The organism is Pedobacter cryophilus (genome assembly GCF_005116455.1).
In the GTDB taxonomy this organism is placed as follows: domain Bacteria; phylum Bacteroidota; class Bacteroidia; order Sphingobacteriales; family Sphingobacteriaceae; genus Pseudopedobacter; species Pseudopedobacter cryophilum.
Map to the genome: position 1 here is coordinate 657,471 of NZ_SWBP01000002.1, position 22,009 is coordinate 679,479.

Consider the following 22,009-nt stretch of genomic DNA (forward strand, 5'->3'; position numbering starts at 1 on the left):
TGATTAAAGAGGCAGAGTTTATTGATGCTAAATAGGAATGGAAGTAGAGCTACGGAAACGCAAAGCCAATGCTTTTCCAATGGCTTTTAATAATTCATAGTTAATGTCATTTTGCTCTGCGTCTGAAATTAACCATTGATGACCTTGACGATAGAATTCAAAAGTTTGTCCTGCTAAGAAAATCTCTAATACAGTTTGATGGGAAGGTTTTTCAGTAAGAACCTTAAAAATATAATCTTGATCTTGATGTGTGATTCGTAAAAGCGTTGACATATGGTGACGAATATATTAAGGATATTGATATTTGGAATTTTTATTTATGAACAATTAACTGTTTATAACCGTTCATCAAACCAAACTTAACCAAACAACAAGGTCATTCAACTACTCATTAAAATCGAGTAAAACCAGATGAATGAATCTTTCCTCCTTAAACTATTATTCCCCTTTAAAATTGTTGTGCTCAAAAAATATACTCGTTGTATAAGAAGGGAAAGCAGATGAATAATAAAAGCATTAATATTTATACGATTTAGAAGAGATTAAAAAAAGATTGCAGCTTACCCAAAGAGCTATTAAAAAAAAATCCCATTATATTGTTTTAACTTTTACGAAAAATTAAAATAAACAACCTCAGAATAGTAGGAGCATTTAAAACGTATTCTTAAAGGGGGATTTTCCATTCAAAATCAGGGATAAAACGTTTCATTTCGCCATCAGGAGATAAATATTTGAAAGACTATTTCTAGGTTTACTTAACCAATAAACCAATTAATAAACTAATTAACTTAAGTATGAAATTTTCTACATTTTTACTGTTGCTTTTAGTTGCGTGTAAATTATCAGTTGCGCAGCAAAGCGTAATAACTGGTAAAGTAATTTCTGATGACGATAAACTACCGCTGCCAGGAGTGGGTGTTAAAGTTTACAAATCAGATTTGAGCACAACAACCAATCTCGATGGTACCTTCAAAATCTCCGCAAAACCCACTGACATTTTGATATTTTCTTTTCTAGGTTTTGAAACCAAGAATATCACCGTTGGAAATCAAAAAACAATAAACGTAAGCTTAATTGTTTCAAATACTCTTTTAGAAGAAGTAGCTATAGTAGGTTATGGGTCGCAAAAAAAGGTGAATCTTACGGGTTCTGTACAAACGTTAAGGCTAGATAGTGCGGTAAATACCCCTGTCACCAATACAGCTCAATTAATGTATGGTAAATTTTCTGGAGTTCAACTTACTCAAGGAAATGGTTTAGCAGGGCAGGATGGTTCTGATATCACCATTAGAGGCTTAGGTACATTTGGAAATGCATCACCATTAGTAGTGATAGACGGGATGCAATTTGATGGATTAAATGAATTTAACCGATTAGCTCCCTCAGATATTGAAACAATTACTGTTTTAAAAGATGCTTCTGCCGGTGCAATTTACGGAGCTAGGGGGGCAAACGGAGTAATTGTAATTACTACTAAACAAGGTAATGGCGACTCGTTTAAAATAGAATACAACAATTACGTAGGTACTCAAACACCAACAGTAGTACCTAGATTTTTAGATGCGCTTAATTATGCCAATTTAACAAACGAAAAATATAAAAACCTAGCTGATGGTAGGGCTTTTAATCCCAGATATACTGATCCTCAAATTCAATTAATTTTAACAGAAACATCTCCGTTTACTTTTGCAAATACCAATTGGGCAGAAGCATCATTACAGAAAGCGGTTACTCAAAATCATTTTGTTGCTTTATCTGGCGGAAAAGGTGAAACTAGATATAGAATTTCTTTAAGTTATTTAACACAAGATGCCATAGTAAAAGGTAATTATAATGTTGATAGATACAATTTTAGGGCAAACTTAAACTCCCAGCCTAAAAAGTGGTTAGCAATAGGAAATAATTTGACGTCTAATTACCAAAAAATTGATGCTCCAACAGGAGGATTAGGGTCTGTAAATGATATCATCAGCTCTTTTTCTAGAAATGCCCCAACAATACCTCTATATAATGCAACAGGCGGAGCCGGTTTTTCGGATGGAGCCATAGGAAATGCTAATGCTTCTTATCCTGTAGAATTTAATTTTGTAAGAACTGGTGTAACTGGAGAATATCGTTCAAATGATTTCCAATTTAGTAATAGATCCTTTTTTAGAGCCAATATTTTAAAGACCTTAAGTTTTGAATCTGCCATTACTTTAAGTGCCGATTTTATAAACAGATCAGATTTTAGACCGGTAAACGTTGATCAAGATGATTTAGTGGTTACAACAGCGGTGAATAGATTAGAAAATAACAGTATTTTTAATTACCGTATTTTAAATGAAAACTTGTTAAGATATAATACAAAATACAAGAAAAACAATTTCAATTTCTTGCTAGGTTACTCCACTGTTTATGCTAAAAACGACGGATTTAGTGCATCTCAATCAAAATTCCCTTCAAATGCCATTCAAGAGTTTGAAGGTGGTGCTTCTTTACCCCCAACAGTAGAGGGTAATGGTGCAAGTGAAAATGCCATTCAATCTGTATTTGGGCGTATGAATTATAATTTTAACGAGAAATATCTTTTTGAGGTAAATGTAAGAAGAGATGGTTCTTCTAAATTTAATCCATCAAATAGATATGGTGTTTTCCCTTCCGTTTCTGCCGGATGGAGAATTTCTCAAGAAAAATTCATGAGTAAAATATTAGAAGGTAACTTTTTAACCAATCTTAAATTAAGAGGGAGTTGGGGAAGAACTGGTAATAATGGAATTGGAAATTATATCTTTTCTCAGACCTATAATGCTGGTTTAGATTATGTTTTAGGGAATTCCATTGTTAGTGGTGTGGCTTTAACATCCTTAGCTAATCCAACTATTAAATGGGAAACCACAGAGCAGTATGATATAGGTTTAGACGCTTCTTTCTTCAAAAATAAATTATCCTTAGAAGCTGATTATTTTAACAGAAATAGTTACGATATTTTATATACTAATTTCCCCATCCCATTAACATTAGGCGTAAATAGTTTAGCTGCGCAAAATTCGGCAAGTATGGTTAATAAAGGTTTGGAGCTTAACTTAAACTACACCCATAAAAGTAAAAGATCTGTAAGTTATAACGTAGGTTTAAATGTTACCAAAAACGCTAAAAACAGGGTAACTGATTTAGGTAATGGTGTTCAAACTATCAATAATACTAATATTATTAGAGCAGGAGATCCATTTAATTCCTACTATGGACTTCGAATGATAGGTATTTTTCAAGATGCTGCTGAAGTAGCTGCTTCACCAGTACAATATGGTAACTCAAGAACTGCTGCAGGTGATATTAAATATGCAGATGTAAGTGGTCCTAATGGTGTTCCTGATGGTGTAATAGATGATAATGACCGTACAGTAATAGGCAATCCATACCCAATTTGGTTGTATGGTTTAAATTCTAGCTTGAATTATAAAGGGTTTAGTTTATCAGTTGCTGTACAAGGTGTTGCTAATGTAGATAGACTTTTAAAATTGGGTGGTGCAGAGCCTTTGGTAAGTGATAGAGATAATGCCTTAGATTACTGGAGAGGTAGATGGACGCCAGAAAGCCCAAGTACTACTTTACCTCGTTTGGGTGGTGTTAATAATGATAACACCTCTACCTTCTACATTCAAGATGCTTCTTATTTAAGATTAAGAAATGTAGAGCTTGGGTATGATTTACCTAAAAAATTAACCACCAAAATGAAAATTAGTGGTTTAAGGTTCTTTGTATCAGGGCAAAACTTATTAACCTTTACTGAAATGGAAAACTATGATCCAGAGCGAGCGGCCAATTCAAATGCCAGATTGGTGCCTCTATACAAGTCATTTACCGGAGGTTTAAACTTTACTTTATAATTGATAAAATTGTTATGAAAAAGATATATATATTAATATTGAGTGTAATTTTCTTTACAGGATGTAAAAAAGATTTCTTAGATAGATCTTCACTTACCCAATTAGCAGAAGATAATTTTTGGCTAAATGCTGCTGATGCCCAATTAGGTGTTAATGGAATTTATGATGTGCTGCAAGATAGAGTATTGTACAGTGGAAACCTGAATGGGCCAGCAGGCTTACCTAATTATGATGGCTTTACTGATAATGTTTACAACGGTTATAAATTTGAAGGACCAGGTTTTTATGTAGAAGGTAATATTTCGGTAGCAGTACAAAATTTTTTTAGAGATTTTTGGGCTTCAAATTATAGAGGTGTGGTAAGAAGTAATCAAGCTATTTTTAATATCGGAAAAATGGATGCGAGCAAAATTTCTGAAGCTACTAGACTAAACTTACTGGCCCAAGCACATTTTTTAAGAGCATTATTTTATTTTAATGTTGCTGTTTATTATGTAAATGCACCACTAATTACAACGCCTCAAAAACTAGAAGAAGCTTTTGTGCCAAAAAATACCCAGCAAGAAATTCTTAATCAAGTCATATTAGATTTAGAGTATGCAACAGCTAATTTACCCGCCACTGTTCCTGCAGAACAGTTTGGTTATGCAACCAAAGGTGCTGCATTTGGTTTATTGGCTCGTGTACAATTATTTAATAAAAAATATCCAGAAGCTGCTGCTGCTGCTAAATCTGTGATGGATTTAAACAGATATGATTTAAGTACACCCTACACCACCATATTTACCGAAGCTGGCGAGAATACCAAAGAGATTGTGTTTTCTGTAAGGTTTCAAGAAGCTGCTGGTTTTAATACTGGAGAAACATTTGCAAGTACTTTTTTGGGGCAACCAAAGGTTAACTGCCAGCCAATGCCAAATCTAATTAGAGAATATTATTCTACCACAGGTCAACCTGTTAACATACCAAATACTGCTCCTTCAGCAACTCAAAAATTAAATAGAGACCCTCGTTTAACGGCTTCTGTTTGGTTTTATGGTGATGTTTTTGCTGTAATGCCAAATGGGCAAAATGCGACATTTACGGCAAATAGCGCCTCTGGCCTTACAGGTTATGGTCAAAGAAAATATGTTCACACTAAAACTTCTCCTTTGGGTACTAATGCTGCAGGTGCACAATCTCAAGATTTTTATATCCTAAGATATGCCGATATTTTATTAATGAGAGCAGAGGCTTTAATAGAATCTGATCCTACAAACCCAGAAATATATTCACTTATTAACCAAGTAAGAGCGAGAGTAAGTATGCCAACTGTACAAGCTGTAGAAGGTGCTAACTTAAATCAAACTCAATTAACAAATGTTTTAAGACATGAAAGAAGAGTTGAAATGGCTTTTGAGGGCTTACGCTTTTTTGACTTAAAACGTTGGGGAAAAGTGCAAGAAGCTTATGCAAGAATGATTGCAGATAGAGATTTAGTGCCTAAATTAAGTGCATATAATCCAACATACAATGGGTTAAGGTCAGAAACCTTTCCTATTCCTACAGATGAACTAAATAGAAATAAAAATATTGGAGGTCAAAATGCCCCTTGGTAATAATAAATTCAATTAATTAACCAGTAAATCCGAAGCTTTTTAAGTTTCGGATTTATTGTTTTATCCCAAATAGCTATTTTATAAAATCTTTAAATGAAAAAAATACTCCATACTCTTTTCTTGTCATTAGTGTTTATACAAATCGTATCTGCACAAGAAATATCGCTTGTCAAAGAATCTAAACCAGAGTTTGAAAACCGCATGCAATGGTTTACTGATGCTAAATATGGCATGTTTATCCATTTTGGTTTATACAGCCAGCTAGGTGGCGTTTGGAAAGGAGAAAATATTCCTAAATATGCCGAGTGGATTCAAGCTAATGCCGATATTTCTCCTCAAGAATATGCTCTATTAGCACATTCTTTTAACCCCACAAATTTTAACGCTGATGCGATTGTAAAAACAGCAAAAAAAGCTGGGATGAAATACATTGTGATTACCACAAAACACCACGAAGGCTTTTGCCTTTGGGATAGTAAATACACTAGTTTTGATGTTGGCAGCACTCCTTTTAAAAGAGACATTTTAAAAGAATTGAGTGAAGCTTGTAAGAAAAACGGAATCAGATTCGGGACTTATTATAGCATTTTCGATTGGCATCATCCTTCTCAAGAAAGAAATGTAAATGGTAAAGATGCCGAAACACCTTGGGCTAATAACAAGATGAAAGAGGGTAAAAAAGCCGAATACGTAACTTATATGAAGAATCAGATTAAAGAATTGGTTGACCGCTACGATACTGATTTAATTTGGTTTGATGGTGATTGGGCAAATTGGTGGACTAATAATGATGGTATTGATTTGTATAACTACATCAGAGGATTAAAACCAAGTATCATTATTAATAACAGGGTTGCTAAAAGGAAATTATTTTTAAAAGATTATGGTACACCAGAGCAAACTCATTTTGACAAAGCAGTAGATTACAAATGGGAAGCGTGTTATACTTTAAATGATAATTGGGGTTTTAAAGCCGCTGATACCAATTGGAAGCAACCCGAAGAAGTTTATAATAAACTAAAAAGTATAAACAATACAGGAGGAAATCTTTTGCTAAATATTGGACCAGATGGAACCGGAAAAGTGCCTAAAGAAAGTGTGAGGATATTGTTGAAAGTTGGTGAAATGTTAAAGAATGATTAATTAAAATAATATGAAAAAAGCAATTCTAATTTTTGCATTTTTTAGTTTTTGCGGGCTCCAAATTATAGCTCAAGAAAATTTCAAAAAGCCCAATGTCATTTTCTTTTTAGTAGATGATTTAGGCTGGGCAGATACAGAACCTTATGGGAGTAAGTTTTACGAAACTCCAAATATTAAAAAATTGGCCCAAGAAGGGATGCTTTTTACACAAGCTTATGCGGCTAACCCAGTTTGTTCGCCTACCAGAGCAAGTATTATGAGTGGAAAATATCCCACCAGTTTACAAGCCACAAATTGGTTTGGCGCACCCCAACCTGATGAGGAATTAAAAAACGATAAAACAAAATCAACAAACCCATTATTATCTGCGGCATATCAAGAAAATTTACCTTTAGCAGAAACCACTTTAGCCGAGGCTTTAAAAAAGGGTGGTTATCAAACTTTTTTTGCTGGTAAATGGCATTTGGGCGAAACCGAAGAGTTTTGGCCAGAGCATCAAGGATTTAATATCAACAAAGGCGGATATTTTAGCGGTAGCCCCAAAAGCTATTTTTCACCTTATAAAAATCCTCGTTTAAGCGATGGGCCAGTAGGGGAGCATTTACCAGATAGGTTAGCCAATGAGACCAATCAATTTATGGAGGCTAATGTAAATGAACCTTTTTTTGCGATGTTATCTTTCTACTCTGTTCATAACCCTTTAGCAGGGAGAAAAGATTTGTTAGAGAAATATGAGGCAAAGCGAAAGGCTTTAAATTTAAAAGATGAGTTTGGTGTAGAAGGAAAATTTAAAGTAAGGTTAAATCAAAGCCATGCTACTTATGCTGCCGTGGTTGAAGGGATGGATTTAGCGGTGGGTAAAGTTCTTCAAAAACTAAAAGAGCTTAAAATAGATGATAATACCATCATTATTTTCTTTTCTGATAATGGCGGATTAGCCATAAATGAGGGCACACCGACATCAAATTTACCTTTAAGAGCAGGAAAAGGCTGGTTGTATGAAGGTGGAATAAGAGAACCTTTGTTAGTAAAATGGCCTAAAGTGATTAAAGCCGGAAGCATCAACCAAACGCCTGTAATTAGCAACGATTTTTACGCTACACTTTTATCGGCTGCAAAGCTCCCTTTCATTTCTAAACAACATACAGGAAGCGCCAATATTTTACCGCTTTTACAAGGCAAATCATTAAAAGAAAGAGCTTTGTTTTGGCATTATCCGCATTATAGTAACCAAGGCGGCAGCCCAGGTTCGGCCATTAGAAAAGGAGATTGGAAGTTGATTAGATGGTATGAAAGCGGAAAAGATGAGCTATTTAATTTAAAAAACGACATTGGTGAGCAAAAAAATCTGATAGAGCAAGAACCTAAAATTGCCAAAAGCTTAGCAAAGCAATTAGATAAATGGCTTAAAAATGAGCAAGCTTTATTTCCTGAGAAAAATCCTGCTTATGTGGCTAAGTAAAAAAGATTATTCTTACGTGAAATGAAAAATTCGCTATTCGAGATGTTAGCTTTAGCGCATCTCGAACTAACAAATAAAAAAGGATTTTAATCCGCTTAAACTAATCATAGGTGATCTTAAATGCCTAAGTGGATTACAAATTCACCTTATTAATAAGTTCAAAATGCAATCTATTGATATTTAACAGCGATATACAAAATATATTATGGAGTGCTAATTTCCTTTTTTTTTACCAAAAATTTCGCTGCAATATTTCTCTCTCCACCACTAATGGTAAGGATATAAATTTGATTGGACTCTAACTTACTAGCAGTATCTAGATTAACTAAATTCTTTCCGTTTTGTAGATTGACTTTATCTGTAAAGATTTTTTTTCCACTTAAATCAAAAACACTAGCAGTAACCGTCTCTTCATTACTCCAATCTAAACCAATTTGAGTTGCTTTAGAATCACTATATATTTTTAAATGATCGGCTAAATCTTCCAGTTTAAAATGCACTACAATAGGAGAAAAATTTTCTGATTTACCATCAAAATCTGTTTGAGAAAGTTGATAATAATTTACTCCGTTTGCAGGGAATCTATCCAAATAATTATAGCTGATTATTTTAGAAGAATTTCCCGAGCCATTAATTGTGGCAATCGGGCTAAAATCCTTTCCGTTTGAACTCCTATATAATATAAACTTTTCATTATTTACTTCACTACTGGTTTGCCAGTTAATTTTCACCCCATCGTTAACCGCATTTCCGGCAAAGGTTAATATGTTAATGGGTAAGGTACTTACCTCAACTAAAGAAACATCATCTAAATAAGCTATATCTGCTGTTTTAGTAAACCTTAATCTTATAGATGTTTGAGCTGCAGGTACAGTGTAAGTAGCAAAAAGTATAGTATTAGTTGATGATGTAGTTGTTAAAGGTGTAAACGTAGTAGCTGCGGAATTACTGCCATTTAAAATTTCGGCACTAAAAACTCCACCTCTTGTTGGTCCTGTGCTTCCACTTGGCCCTACAGCAGATTGTATTCTTGCTGTAAATTGCAATTGATAAGTTTTACCTGGTACTACAGTAATCGCATTTGATCTAATATTAGAGTTGCCATTTACATTAGTAAATCTTACAGTTGAATTAGTAATATTATTCGTAGTTTCCTTAGCAAAGTCTGCAGTACTTAATGTCCAACCATTAGTGTAAGAAGTAGCATCTTCAAAATCTCCGTTAAAAACCAAATTATCTGTAGAAGATACAATATTGGTTGATCTTGTATCTACAACGTTAGCAGTTAAACTAGCGGTAGATACATGGTCTTTATAAGTTTGCCCCACAGTAGTAAGAGTGCCATTTACCGCTGCAGGAAAATTAGTTTCAAAAAAATAGGCATATCGCTCTATTCTATTATCGCTTTCTAAATAAGGCAATGCTAATCTCATAAAAGCATCTTGTACAGCAGATGGCCTGTTTACATTGGCATTAAACTCAGTTATCCAAATTGGTTTTTTATAGAGAGCATATACTGCATTAATATAATTTTTAAACCTAGTTAATACTTGTTCAGGATCTGGGTTGGCATTTGTTGAAGATGACCAATTACCCCAATCATACCAATGTATGGCTACAAAATCTATTCTGGCATCATCAGCTGATGCAATTGTTGTAAAATCAGACAACCAATTGTTCCAATTTTCTTCTTTTGTTGCTGGTGAGCCCATCCTGTAACCTGTTCTTAATAAATTTTTATACACAGGTAATGCAACATTTACATCTGGAATATTCGCCTGTGAAGTACCATCAGGTTCATTAAAAGCTAATAAGGTATTAACATCTGTTCTGGTTGGGTAAGTATTTAAATTCAAAAAGTTATTAGCCAAATTTATATTCCAAGCCATAGGTACAAACTCTGTATTGGTTGTACTCACGTCTAAAGCTCCCCAATCATAAAACCAAGCCGGGTTTACATTTGCTATCACACTATTATCTTTAGCTCCCATTCCTTTCTTAGTGATATTACTTATGGGCATTACCCTTATAAAAGATACCCTATTTTGCAAAACAGCTACTAAATCAACCATTACGTTACTGGTAACAGCTATATAATTAAAGCTTTTTCCGGTTCCGTCTTCATTTTCAGCCAATGTGGCCATGTATCCCATATTTAGCTTTATAGATCTTATTTTGTTGTTAAGATCTCCGGGTATATTAGCACCTATATACAAACCACTTGCAGCACAAATTTGACTTGAACCTCCTTGACTGATGTTTTGATAAATTGTTAATTGAGCTTTTGCAAAATTGCAGATGATTAGAAATACAATTGCAACTGTTAGTTTTTTTATCATTTAGCTTATTTATTCTTTTGATAAACCCTCACATAATCTACCTGATAGGTAATAGGAAACTTTGAATCTTTAGGATTACCACCGTTTATACCGCCAATAGCTAAGTTTAGTAAAAAATAATGCTCTTGTTGAAAAGGATTTGTCCCATCAGGATTGAGGGTTTTAGCTGTTGATATTTCATTGATCAATTCATCATCGATATAAATTTTTATGGCTTCTTCATCCCAATCCATTCGCCATACATGAAATTTATCTAACCACTTAGGGTCTTTCTCTAAAAAATAAGTGAGTGCTTTTACTTTACTGTTCCATTTAGGTTTTAGGTTGCCACCGAGCCAAGCTGCATTGGCTAAAATACTTTGCTTCATATCTTTGATATAAAACTCCATAATATCAATCTCTCCATTTGCTGGCCATTGCCCAACGTTTCCTAAAGTCCAAATAGCTGGCCATGATCCTTTAGTAGAATCTATTTTAGCCCTGGTTTCAAACCTTCCGTATTTCCAAGATTTTATGCCTTTTGTATTGATACTTGCAGAAGTGTAATTGACAAATTTTCTATTCAATCTCCAGTCTTTACTACTGGCGTCAAAATTTGGATTATCAAATTTTTCTCTGTTTGCCATAATGGTTAAAACACCATCTTTACATTTTGCATTTTCTTCTTGATACCATTGTAACTCATTGTTTCGTTTAAAACCGTTTTCAGAAATCCAAAAGGCAGGGTTTGGTTTTCCTTTTTCGTTAAACTCATCATTCCAAACTAATTGATAACCTTTTATAGTTGTTGGAGCTGTAAAGTCTGGTTGTGTAGCTTTAACTTTTTGCCCATAAGAAAAATTGGCAGCTAATATTAAAATAGTGGTGCAATAAAGGTTAATTTTTAGCATTAATATGGGTTTTTAAGCAGTTTAACAAATACGTTTTGTTTTTTTATTTAGAATAGGGTAGGTGTTTTACCTTAGCCTGTTTCAAATTATTTTATTTTTATCTAGAAACTTTTAGGGTTTTTTGTTCGCCACCTGCTGTAAAGCTGATGATACCAATTTGCCCTTGTGATTTATCTACTGGAATGTTAAAAGTATTTAAGCCGCTTTTTACAGAAATATTTTGTTTGTATAAAATTCTTCCATCAATACCTAAATAAGAAATTACACCTTCTTTAGCTGTTGCTGATGAAATACTTACAGAAACTGATGATGCTGAAGTGCTTAATAAACTAAAATTATCTTCGGCTAAGCCAAATTTCACCGCTATAGGATTAAAAGTTTCAAACTTTCCATCTAAATCATACTGCTTCAATTGGTAATAATTTGTTCCCGTAATAGGGTTAAAATCAGCGAAAGAATAAAATTTTGGAGAATTAGAATTGCCAGTTCCTTTAATTTGAGCTAATACTTTAAATTCTTTTTTATCATCGGCTTTTAAAAGCTCAAAATATTGATTGTTTACTTCTTGTGCGGTTTGCCAGTTTAGTTTTACGCCATATTCTTTTACCTCGGCACTAAAATTTGTTAAGGTAATAGGAAGGGTTGTTGGTGGGAGTTTGATAATTTGAATTCTATCTAAGATTGGTGTTTCGGTAAATTCAATGCTGTTGTTTCCTATCGTTAATGGGATGGTAATATCTTGAAATCTGGCTGAAGCACCTTCAAAACAAAATTGTGAACCCGTTGAAGCCAATGAAACCACATTTGCAGTACCACCATTTATTTTATAAGTGATATTTTTAGCCGTATTAATTGAGTAATAATAAATCCTAAGCTTATAGTTGGTTGCATAAGGTGAAAAGATATTTTCAAAAGTTACTTTTTGTGTACTACCTGTTCTACCGGGTACAATTTTACCACCTGATGAAAAAGTACAATTTGAGGTAGTTGTAATTCCTGCCAAAGTAGCGTTTTCTGCTTCTAAAGAAAGTGTATCTGGTGCACCATCAAAATTGTTTTTAATTGCTAAAGAAGAAGCATTAAAATTACTATATGCGGTACCTACGGCAGTTAAATTTCCACTTATTGGATCAACTGGAGGTAAAGTAGGCGGAAAGAAATATGCATAACGCTCAATAAAAGGTTGTGCTTCTAACCATGGCAAAGCTAAATTAATGAAACCTACATGCGTTGCTGATGTAGTATTACGATTGGCATTAAATTCGGTAATCCAAATTGGTTTTTTATAGGTGTTATAAATGTTATTTACATAAGCTTTAAAGCGAGAGAATACATTCTGAGGATCTGGGCTTACATTTCCTGGAATTGTGCCTGACCACCCTCCCCAATCATACCAATGGATGGCCACATAATCTACTCTTATATTACTAGATTCGGCTAAATTCATAAAATTACCTAACCATCTACCAGTTTGTGCATTTTGCTCTTCAGTAGCTGGAGAGCCTAATCTATAACCTGTTGCCTCCAAATTTTTATGTAAAGGCACTGCATCTGCTACAGTTATGTTAGATTGAGCACTATTATCAGGCTCATTAAAGGAGAGTAAATGATTAATATCTGTTTTTGCAATATAATTGGTAACATTGGTTTGATTGGCGGCACCTGCGCCCCAAGCCATTAAAGCATATTCTCTAGTAGAAGTAGAAACATCATTTGGCCCCCAATCATATAGCCATGAAACATTTAATTGATCTACTACCGTATTATCATTTGGGGTCGCATCTGGAGATTTATAACCAGCACCTTTTTTTAAGGTATTTTGTAAAGGAAGTACCCTAATAAAAGAAACTTTATTATCTAAACTCGAATTTAAATCAATGTTTAAATCATTAGTAACCGCCATAAAAGGATAAGAATTTCCGCTGCCATCTGCATTTTCTGCTAGCGTAGCCATAAAACCTTTAGTCAATTTTATAGAGGTAATTTGATTATCTAAACTAGATGGAATAGAAGTTCCAGAATAGATTGTTCTAACAACACAAGTGGCAGATGTGCCAGTTTGTTGCGAACCTTGATAAATAGTTAATTGGGCACTTGACCTCTTAATATTTAAAAGTAGGGCAGTAATGATGATTAGAGAGCGAAATAGATATTTAAACGAAAGCCTTAAAGCCATAAATTAATTTGCTAATGGTTATATTTCTGATTGTATTAAAGAGAAAAGGGATAAGCGTTTAGCTTATCCCATTTTCATTAAATTTAATTTCAGTTTATCTAGAAATTTTTAAGCTTTTTTGTTCCCCACCAGATGAAAAACTAATCACACCAATAATTCCTGTTGATTTATCAACCGGAATGTTAAATGTATTTAAACCGCTTTCTACAGCAACTTGTTGTTTGTACAATACTCTTCCATCTACTCCTAAATAAGAAATTACTCCTTTTTTAGCTACAGATGATGAAATACTTACCGATACGGATGATTCTGAAGTGCTTAATATGCTGAAACTATCTTCTGCTAAACCAAACCTCACAGCAACTGGACCGAAAGAAGTTGATTTACCATCTACATCATATTGCTTAAGTTGGTAATAATTATTGCCATTAGCTGGGTTATTATCATCAAAGGAATAAGATTTAGAAGATGAAGAATTACCTGCACCATTTACTCTACCTACAGAAACAAAGTTTCTGTCTTCACCAGCTCTTAAAATCTCAAAATATTGGTTACTAATTTCACTTGCTGTAACCCAATTTAATCTTACACCGTTACCATTAGCTGCACCAGTGAAACTAGTTAAACTAATGGGTAATGTTGTTGGGTCTAAATTAATTGCGGTTGTACCTCCTGATGGATTAACAGTGCTAGCAGCTCCAAAAACACCATCTGGACTTGTTCTATCAGCTCCTGCAGTAGTACCATCAATATTGGTATATCTAATTACTCTAACACCGTTTGGTAAGGTATTAGGAATTACCGCACCCCAACCATTTGTATTTGCATCTACCAAATTGTACCATGTAGACCAAGCTAAACCTGTAGTGACATAATTAGAGGTGCCAGTTGTAGCAGTAGAAATATTTATGGCATCATCTTCGGTAAATGTAGTGTAAAGAGGCCTTCCGGTCGCACCATCATTATCATACAAGCTTACAAATTTTTCAGCTCCTACGTTTGAATCACCAACAAGAGCAGTTACACCTGCAGCATCTGTGGTATAATTTAATAATTTAATTTTATTAGTGGTTCTGAAAGAAAGAGCAGGTAAAAAAGGGAATACAGCTGGTGGACCAGGAGAAGTTGCAGAAGCAACCTGTACATAAAAGTAACCTTCTGATGTTCCTGTACCGTGATGAGTAGCACTCCCAGTAGGTATCGCCATAAACCATCCTGTGTAATTACCACTTGCATCTGTTGTAAACTGACCGTAGTAGTTGGTATTATTAGTTCCACCTGTTAAAAAGGCATTGGTTCCTACAATAGCACCATTTAACCCTTGACGGGTTGCATAGCCAATTAAAGCTGTTGAACTAACTGTATAAAAATGACCTGGAGCAAAAGTATCTGCAGTAGGATTTGCCGTGTTTTGTGGTGTTGTCGCTGAAGTTGATATTCCAGTAGAATATCTGTAGGTTGTACTGGCTGACAAGCCTGTTAAAGTTAACCTACAAGCATAGTGTAACCTAGCGTTTGAGGCAGCACCATAGTAAGCATATTGAGGTAATATTAACTCGTTACCAACAGGTATTAAAGTTTGTGCAATACTGCTTAAGCATAGCAAACAGCTTGTTAGAATTGAGAAGTAAAGTTTTTTCATGTTATTTATAATTTGGTTAATGTAAAAGTATGGATAACACTATTTTCAATTGGGGTTATTAAAGTCAAAATAGGGAGGTAAAACGCTCATGTTTAAACGATCTAGCTCCTTTTCTTACATGTGCTATTTTTTTAGTTCTACCAACACCACATCATCTGCGTAAGCAACATCTTTATTTTTACCAAAAACCAATTTGATAGCAGTAACGCCGGCTGCAGGGATCTTAAATTCTCCTGATACGGTTTTATTAGTTGCAGATGTGATTGATAAAACTGGAAATTTAGATGGGGAAGTTTTAGTACCATTCCAAATTAAAACGCTAAGCTTTAAAGCAGCATCTTCTGAGGTCTCCAAGGTACCAGAGGTGCCTGCGGTTTTATGAATTCTACCTGTAAATTTTAATCGGTAAGTTTTGCCAGGTTCTACAGTTATTGCATCAGAAGTAATGTAAGCAGCTGAGGTATTGGCCGTAAATCTTACAGAAGAGAGACCATTAATTTTAGTTGCAGATGTTTCCTTGGCAATATTTGAATAGGTGGGTGAATGGGTCCAGTTAGCAAAATTTTGTGGTGTTGCACCTACCGTTTCAAAATCTCCGTTAATCACCAAATTTTGCGCATTTAATAACATTGGGGCAATAATAATTGCAATAAAAAATAGCTTTTTCATTTTTATATTGGTTTAAATTTTTAATGTTTTTTATTAAATAATTACAACTATGCGATTGATAATTAATTTATTCTGGTGCCTTTGTTCTTGATGTTTTCTAATAAAGCTTGCATTTTTTTAACCTTTTTTGGGTATTGAGCCGCAATATTATTTTTCTCTTCTACATCATTCTTTAAATTAAAAAGCTGTACGTTTTTGCTTAAGCCAGATTCTACCTTTTTATCATTTAACCAAGTAGGTGTTGCCATGCTTACAGGGTGAATGTATTTCCAATCGCCTGATCTTAAGGCTAAAGTAAAAGCCTCTTCTAACATTACTTTTCTTCCACCTTTTTTGCGCTCTCCTAATAAAACTGGTAAAGCGTTAAAACTATCTTTTGCTTCGTTATCGTTCAATTTTACTCCTACCAACTCACTTAAAGAGTGAAACAAATCTACCTGAGAGAACAAAGCATTGCTAACTCCAGGCTTTATCTTAGATGGCCAATAAGTAATTGTGGGCACTCTGGTGCCACCTTCAAACGCACTGTATTTTCCGCCTTTAAAAGGTCCTGCTGGTTTGTGATCGCCCAGCATTTCTACTGATTTATCTGCATAACCATCATCTAAAACAGGTCCGTTATCACTACTAAAAATAATAAGTGTGTTTTCTGCAATACCTAAGCTGTCTAAAGTTTTCATTAGCTCTCCGGTACACCAATCCATTTGCGCAATAGCGTCTCCTCTTGGTCCCATGCTGCTTTTTCCTTCAAACATAGGGTTGGGTACTCTGGGTACGTGTATATCCTGAAAAGCGAAATACAAGAAAAACGGATTTTCTTTATTGGCAATCATGTAGTTTTTAGCCTTTTTGGTTAAAACAAAAGGAAAATCCTCGTCTTTCCACAAAGCAGTTTCTCCACCACTCATAAAACCTATTCTACTTACGCCATTAACAATGGTATTACTGTGTTGTAAATCGGCTTTCATTTTTAAAAGCTCCGGATTTTCAGTTCCTGTTGGTCTGTTGCCAACTTTACTTTGGTAACTTACTTTTATGGGGTCGTTAGGGTTTAAATTAACCACTCGTTGATTTTCGGTGTAAACCGTAGGAACTCTATCTCCGGTAGCGGGTATCAAGAAACTGTAGTCAAACCCAATCTCTTTTGGTCCCATGTTGATGTAGCCATTCCAATCTATATTTCCATTTCCTAGGCCTAAATGCCATTTACCAATTACACCAGTTTGGTAACCTGCTCTTTTTAACATATTGGCTACGGTAGGTATTTTTGGGGTAATTAATGCGGGGGCATCGCCAGGTAAAATAGACGCGTTATTTCTAAATGCGTAATTTCCTGTTAGCAAAGAAAAACGAGAGGGTGTACAGGTAGAAGCCGGACAGTGAGCATCTGTAAATAGCAATCCTTTGGATGCCATTTTATCTAAATTAGGAGTTTTTACTCCTTTAGCCCCGGTAACACCAAGATCTCCGTAACCTAAATCATCTACATAAATAATAACAATATTGGGTTTTTTGGTTTGAGCATGAGTTGCGTTTGGAAAGCATGAAAAAAATATCCAAACTAGGGAAAAACATAAAAAAGGTTTCATCATAATAACGATTGATAAACAGTTATAAAATAATTTAATACTTAGGTTTTGGTTTTTTAGGTTGAGCAGTTCTCACCTAATTATCATCTCAAAAGTAGATACTTGGATGATAAGTAATGGGTATGTATGTTTCAAAAGGCTGGCTCAAACAAGTCAATAATGGGTATTTGGGTTGTTTGGTGTTGTTGATGAAGTAATAAGGAAGTTTGAAGAGGTTAATTATTCCATGCTATGAGTAGAATAAATATATGCTTCCAGTTCTCTGTGACCTCTGTGTGCTTTGTGGTTAAAAATTTCACGCAAAGGTCGCAAAGAGTAAAATAGAATTAATATATGCTTCCTGTTCTCTGAAACCTCTGTGTGCTTTGTGGTTAAAAATTTCACGCAAAGGTCGCAAAGTTTAAACGCAAAGGTCGCAAAGAGTAAATATGTGCATCTAGTTCTCTGAGATCTCTGTGTGCTTTGTGGTAAAAAAAAATTCACGCAAAGGCAGCAAAGAGAAAAATAGAATAGGTGTCTGCTTCCAGTTCTCTGAGACCTCTGTGTGCTTTGTGGTTAAAAATTTCACGCAAAGGTCGCAAAGAGAAAAATAGAATAGGTGTATACTTCCAGTTCTCTGAGACCTCTGTGTGCTTTGTGGTTAAAAATTTCACGCAAAGGTCGCAAAGTTTTCACGCAAAGGTCCCAAAGAGAAAAATAGAATAGGTGTCTGCTTCCGGTTCTCTGTGAACTTCTGTGTGTTTTGTGGTTAAAAATTTCACGCAAAGGTCGCAAAGTTTAATCGCAAAGGCCGCAAAGAGAAAAATAGAATAGGTGTCTGCTTCCAGTTCTCTGAGACCTCTGTGTGCTTTGTGGTAAAAAAAATTTCACGCAAAGGTCGCAAAGTTTAAACGCAAAGGTCGCAAAGAGAAAAATAGAATAGGTGTCTGCTTCCGGTTCTCTGTGAACTTCTGTGTGTTTTGTGGTTAAAAATTTCACGCAAAGGTCGCAAAGTTTTCACGCAAAGGTCGCAAAGAGAAAAATAGAATAGGTGTCTGCTTCCAGTTCTCTGAGACCTCTGTGTGCTTTGTGGTTAAAAATTCACGCAAAGGTCGCAAAGTTTTCACGCAAAGGTCGCAAAGAGAAAAATAGATTAGGTGTATGCTTCTAGTTCTCTGAGACCTATGTGTGCTTTATGGTTAAAAATTTCACGCAAAGGTTGCAAAGTTTTCACGCAAAGGCCGCAAAGAGAAAAATAGAATAGGTGTCTGCTTCCAGTTCTCTGAGATCTCTGTGTGCTTTGTGGTTAAAAATTTCACGTAATAGATTTTGTCTTTTGAACCAATTATCCCCTCACATTGAATCAGAAACTGATGAGCAATTAATTCATTTGATTTACTTTTGAAGGTAAGCTAGTCAACCACAAATTGATTTTTAGTAGCACAAACCAATTATACTTTATAGAATAATTACATGAGAAAATTATTGATTGTATTGGCATTAATTTGCTGTTCTGTTTCTTTTGCAGAGGCGAAAAACTATTATTTTAATGCTAAAGACGGAAGTGATAGTAATAATGGCTCTGTAGCTTCAAGCCCTTTTAAAAGCTTTAAAAAGTTAAGTGAATTAAGTTTGAAAGCAGGAGATTCTGTTTTATTAGCTGGTGGTGTAACGTTTAATGAGTCGTTAATTTTAAAAGGTCTTAAGGGAACTTTACAAAATTCTATCGTAATTACCTCTTATTCAATGGGTAAAAACAATGAGCAAGCAAAAATAGATGCTAAGGGATTTGCAAATGGTGTTTTGATACAAAATTGCAGTTTTGTAGAGGTTAAAAATTTATCTATTACAGCAAATGGTGGTAAAACCGAACCTGTAAACGGTAAATTACCTGATATGAGATGCGGTGTTTTAGTAACGGCAAATTATGCTGGCAAATTCACAGATATTAACCTTATTAATTTAAAAATAAAAGATATTTATTATGAGGAAGTCGGTTTTATTAGAGGAAAAGATGAAGTTAAAACCGCAAACGGAACTCAAAAATATGGTTGGGGAATTCGTTTTATAAATGATACTGAAAACGCATTATTTGAAAACATTAAGGTTGAAGGGTGTGAAATTTCTAACGTAAGCCATACCGGTTTAAAACTGACCGGAAGAAAAGAAAGCATTCAAAATATTAAGCTTTTAAATAACAAAGTTATTGAAGTTGGGGGGCCGGGTATTCAAATGTCGGGTGTAAAAACCGGATTGGTGAGTGGAAACTACGTTAATGGCTCGGGCAATAAAAACGACAGTAGAAAATGGGGTAGGGGAAGCGGTTTATGGACTTGGGGCACTTCTGATGTTGTGATAGAAAAAAACTCGTTCCTGAATGCTAACGGACCTGGAGATTCTGCAGGTTGCCATATAGATTACAATTGTAATAACGTGATTATACAATATAATTTAAGTGCTAATAATGCGGGCGGCTTCTGCGAAATTTTAGGAAACAATTACAATTGCGCTTACAGATACAACATTAGCGTAAATGATGGCTACCGAGTTAAAGGAAAAAATGGCGCTTTCCAAGAAGGTAAAATATTTTGGTTAAGCGGATATGTTGGCGATAAGGTAAAACCTAAAGGACCTTTTAACAGCTACATTTATAACAACACCATTTACACTAAAAGTGAGATGACTGCTCAGGTAGCCGTAGCCACAAGTGCTGCTGGGGTTTTAGTGGCAAACAATATTTTTCATATAGAAGGCGACAGTAAATTTGTTGCCGGCGACCAGCTAAAAGCAGAAAGCCTTAACCAAGTAGAAATAGAAAATTGCTTTTTTGAAAACAATCTTTTCCTTAAAAAGTCGAGCTGGCCTAAAGATGTAATTATACAAGATGATAAACCTATTTATGGCGATGCTAAGTTTACAAACAAAGGTGGCTTTAAATTAGAAGATTACATTCCTACCAACACATCCTTAATAAAAGATAAAGGCATAACAATTAATAAAATCAATAATGATAATATAGGTTTGGTGATAGGCTTGAAAGTAGAATATGACATTTTAGGAAATAAAATTAAAGGCAAACCAGATATGGGTGCCATAGAAATTAAGTAAATAATACAATAAATATGATAAAATCAATTTACATCCTGCTATTTGTTGCAGCAGCAAGCGTAGGATGTCTTCAAGCACAATCAAAAGGAAATCAACCTAATGTGGTGGTTATTTTAGCTGATGATTTAGGCTATGCAGATGTAGGCTTTAATGGATCTAAGGATATTCCTACTCCTAATATTGATAAAATTGCTAAAAACGGAGTGATTTTTAAAAATGGCTATGTGAGTTTTGCCGTTTGCGGACCAAGTAGAGCAGGGTTAATTACTGGTAGATACCAAGATAGATTTGGCTTTTCAAGAAATCCATTATATGCGCCACAAGATGCTAGCATGGGTTTGCCTTTAACAGAAGAAACCATGGCCGATATCCTAAAACGAAATGGATATTATAGTATCGCAATTGGTAAATGGCATTTAGGTGCTCATCCCGATTTGCACCCTCAAAAAAGAGGATTTAATGAGTTTTTCGGCTTTTTAGAAGGTGGACATCATTATATGCCAGAAATGTGGACTTTACAAGACGACACCAAAGCTAAGTCACAAAACGATGGCTATAAAACTAAAATATTGAGAAACACCACCCCTATTGATGAGCAGGAATACCTTACTGATGCTTTATCAAGAGAGGCGGTTAGCTTTATAGATAAAAATGCTCAAAAACCATTTTTCATTTATTTGGCATATAACGCTCCACATACGCCTTTACAAGCTACTAGTAAGTATTTAGACCGTTTTAACAATATTCAAGACCCAAAGCGTAAAACCTATGCAGCTATGGTAAGCGCAATGGATGATGGCATTGGTACTGTTTTACAAAAACTAAAAGAAAAAGGGTTAGAAGAAAATACTATGGTTGTTTTCTTATCTGATAATGGCGGCCCTACAAATGACAATGGGTCTAACAATAGGCCTTTACGTGGCCAGAAATCAAATTTTTGGGATGGAGGCATTAAAGTTCCTTTCGCTATACAATGGCCTGCAAAAATTAAGTCTGGAAGCGTTTACGAAAAACCTATTATTTCTTTTGATATTTTAGCCACTGTAGTCGGAGAAATTAATGCACCAATTAACCCTAAAAAACCTTTAGACGGTGTTAATCTGATTCCTTTCTTATCAGGCAAAAACAACAAGGCTCCTCATGATTATTTATTTTGGAGAGGTTTTGATAGAAATATTATGGCCGTAAGAACAGAGTCTGACAAAATAGTGGTGATTCCGGATGCAAGCCAAGAGTTATTTAAAAGCATGAAAGATGTTTCTGAAAAGAATAACTTAATTGAGCAAGACAGAAAAACTTTTGATTTACTAATGGAAAGATGGAAAATTTGGAACAAAGAATTAATTGACCCTATATTTTTAGGTCTTTCACATGATAAAAAATACAATGAGTTAAACCCTAAACGCTTTGTGTTTGAGAAATAAATAAAGCTTCAAAAAAATAGGGATGTTTCTAAAAAGCATCCCTATTTTTTTTACTCATATTAAGGCTGGGTATCTCTCCAAAATATATTAAAAACCTGAGTTTGGCTTTATTAATACCTAT

Annotated in this window: 13 protein-coding genes; 6 read left to right on the top strand and 7 right to left on the bottom strand. The window is 34.6% G+C overall.

Annotated elements, in window-relative coordinates:
- Positions 1 to 27: 27 nt before the first annotated feature.
- Entirely contained in the window at positions 28 to 273 is a 246-nt protein-coding gene (locus FA046_RS08115; RefSeq protein WP_136825878.1) for a hypothetical protein, read from the bottom strand.
- 521 nt (positions 274 to 794) lie between these two features.
- On the opposite strand from FA046_RS08115, the gene FA046_RS08120 reads away from it, so the two are divergent.
- The 4 genes from FA046_RS08120 (at position 795) to FA046_RS08135 (ending at position 8,072) form a co-directional block, all read left to right on the top strand.
- Positions 795 to 3,869 carry a SusC/RagA family TonB-linked outer membrane protein gene (locus FA046_RS08120; RefSeq protein ID WP_136825879.1) on the top strand — a complete coding sequence of 1,025 codons (3,075 nt, stop codon included), beginning with the start codon at positions 795 to 797 and terminating at the stop codon, positions 3,867 to 3,869.
- A gap of 14 nt (positions 3,870 to 3,883) precedes the next feature.
- Positions 3,884 to 5,467 carry a RagB/SusD family nutrient uptake outer membrane protein gene (locus FA046_RS08125; protein ID WP_136825880.1) on the top strand — a complete coding sequence of 528 codons (1,584 nt, stop codon included), beginning with the start codon at positions 3,884 to 3,886 and terminating at the stop codon, positions 5,465 to 5,467.
- A 93-nt stretch (positions 5,468 to 5,560) separates the two neighbouring features.
- On the top strand, positions 5,561 to 6,610 hold the full coding sequence (locus FA046_RS08130) for an alpha-L-fucosidase (RefSeq protein ID WP_136825881.1): 1,050 nt from the start codon (positions 5,561 to 5,563) through the stop codon (positions 6,608 to 6,610).
- Positions 6,611 to 6,620: 10 nt separating this feature from the next.
- Complete coding sequence (locus FA046_RS08135; protein ID WP_136825882.1) at positions 6,621 to 8,072, top strand: sulfatase; 1,452 nt, start codon at positions 6,621 to 6,623, stop codon at positions 8,070 to 8,072.
- A 203-nt stretch (positions 8,073 to 8,275) separates the two neighbouring features.
- Here FA046_RS08135 and FA046_RS08140 read toward each other — a convergent pair whose 3' ends face one another.
- The 6 genes from FA046_RS08140 to FA046_RS08165 all read right to left on the bottom strand — a co-directional run bounded on the left by FA046_RS08140 (position 8,276) and on the right by FA046_RS08165 (position 17,380).
- Positions 8,276 to 10,411: a glycosyl hydrolase gene (locus FA046_RS08140; protein ID WP_136825883.1), complete on the bottom strand. Its 2,136-nt coding sequence runs from the start codon at positions 10,409 to 10,411 to the stop codon at positions 8,276 to 8,278.
- Positions 10,412 to 10,416: 5 nt separating this feature from the next.
- Entirely contained in the window at positions 10,417 to 11,301 is an 885-nt protein-coding gene (locus FA046_RS08145; RefSeq protein ID WP_136825884.1) for a glycoside hydrolase family 16 protein, read from the bottom strand.
- 97 nt (positions 11,302 to 11,398) lie between these two features.
- Positions 11,399 to 13,477, bottom strand: a complete 2,079-nt coding sequence (locus FA046_RS08150; protein ID WP_136825885.1) for a glycosyl hydrolase — start codon at positions 13,475 to 13,477, stop codon at positions 11,399 to 11,401.
- 94 nt (positions 13,478 to 13,571) lie between these two features.
- On the bottom strand, positions 13,572 to 15,119 hold the full coding sequence (locus FA046_RS08155; RefSeq protein ID WP_136825886.1) for a hypothetical protein: 1,548 nt from the start codon (positions 15,117 to 15,119) through the stop codon (positions 13,572 to 13,574).
- A 123-nt stretch (positions 15,120 to 15,242) separates the two neighbouring features.
- Positions 15,243 to 15,788 carry a carbohydrate binding domain-containing protein gene (locus FA046_RS08160; protein WP_136825887.1) on the bottom strand — a complete coding sequence of 182 codons (546 nt, stop codon included), beginning with the start codon at positions 15,786 to 15,788 and terminating at the stop codon, positions 15,243 to 15,245.
- A 62-nt stretch (positions 15,789 to 15,850) separates the two neighbouring features.
- Entirely contained in the window at positions 15,851 to 17,380 is a 1,530-nt protein-coding gene (locus tag FA046_RS08165; RefSeq protein WP_225870898.1) for a sulfatase family protein, read from the bottom strand.
- A 1,449-nt stretch (positions 17,381 to 18,829) separates the two neighbouring features.
- Between FA046_RS08165 and FA046_RS08170 the strand changes: the two genes are divergently transcribed.
- Together FA046_RS08170 and FA046_RS08175 are read left to right on the top strand one after the other, a co-directional pair.
- Entirely contained in the window at positions 18,830 to 20,464 is a 1,635-nt protein-coding gene (locus FA046_RS08170) for a right-handed parallel beta-helix repeat-containing protein (RefSeq protein ID WP_136825888.1), read from the top strand.
- 14 nt (positions 20,465 to 20,478) lie between these two features.
- Positions 20,479 to 21,888, top strand: a complete 1,410-nt coding sequence (locus tag FA046_RS08175; protein WP_136825889.1) for a sulfatase-like hydrolase/transferase — start codon at positions 20,479 to 20,481, stop codon at positions 21,886 to 21,888.
- Positions 21,889 to 22,009 lie beyond the last annotated feature (121 nt).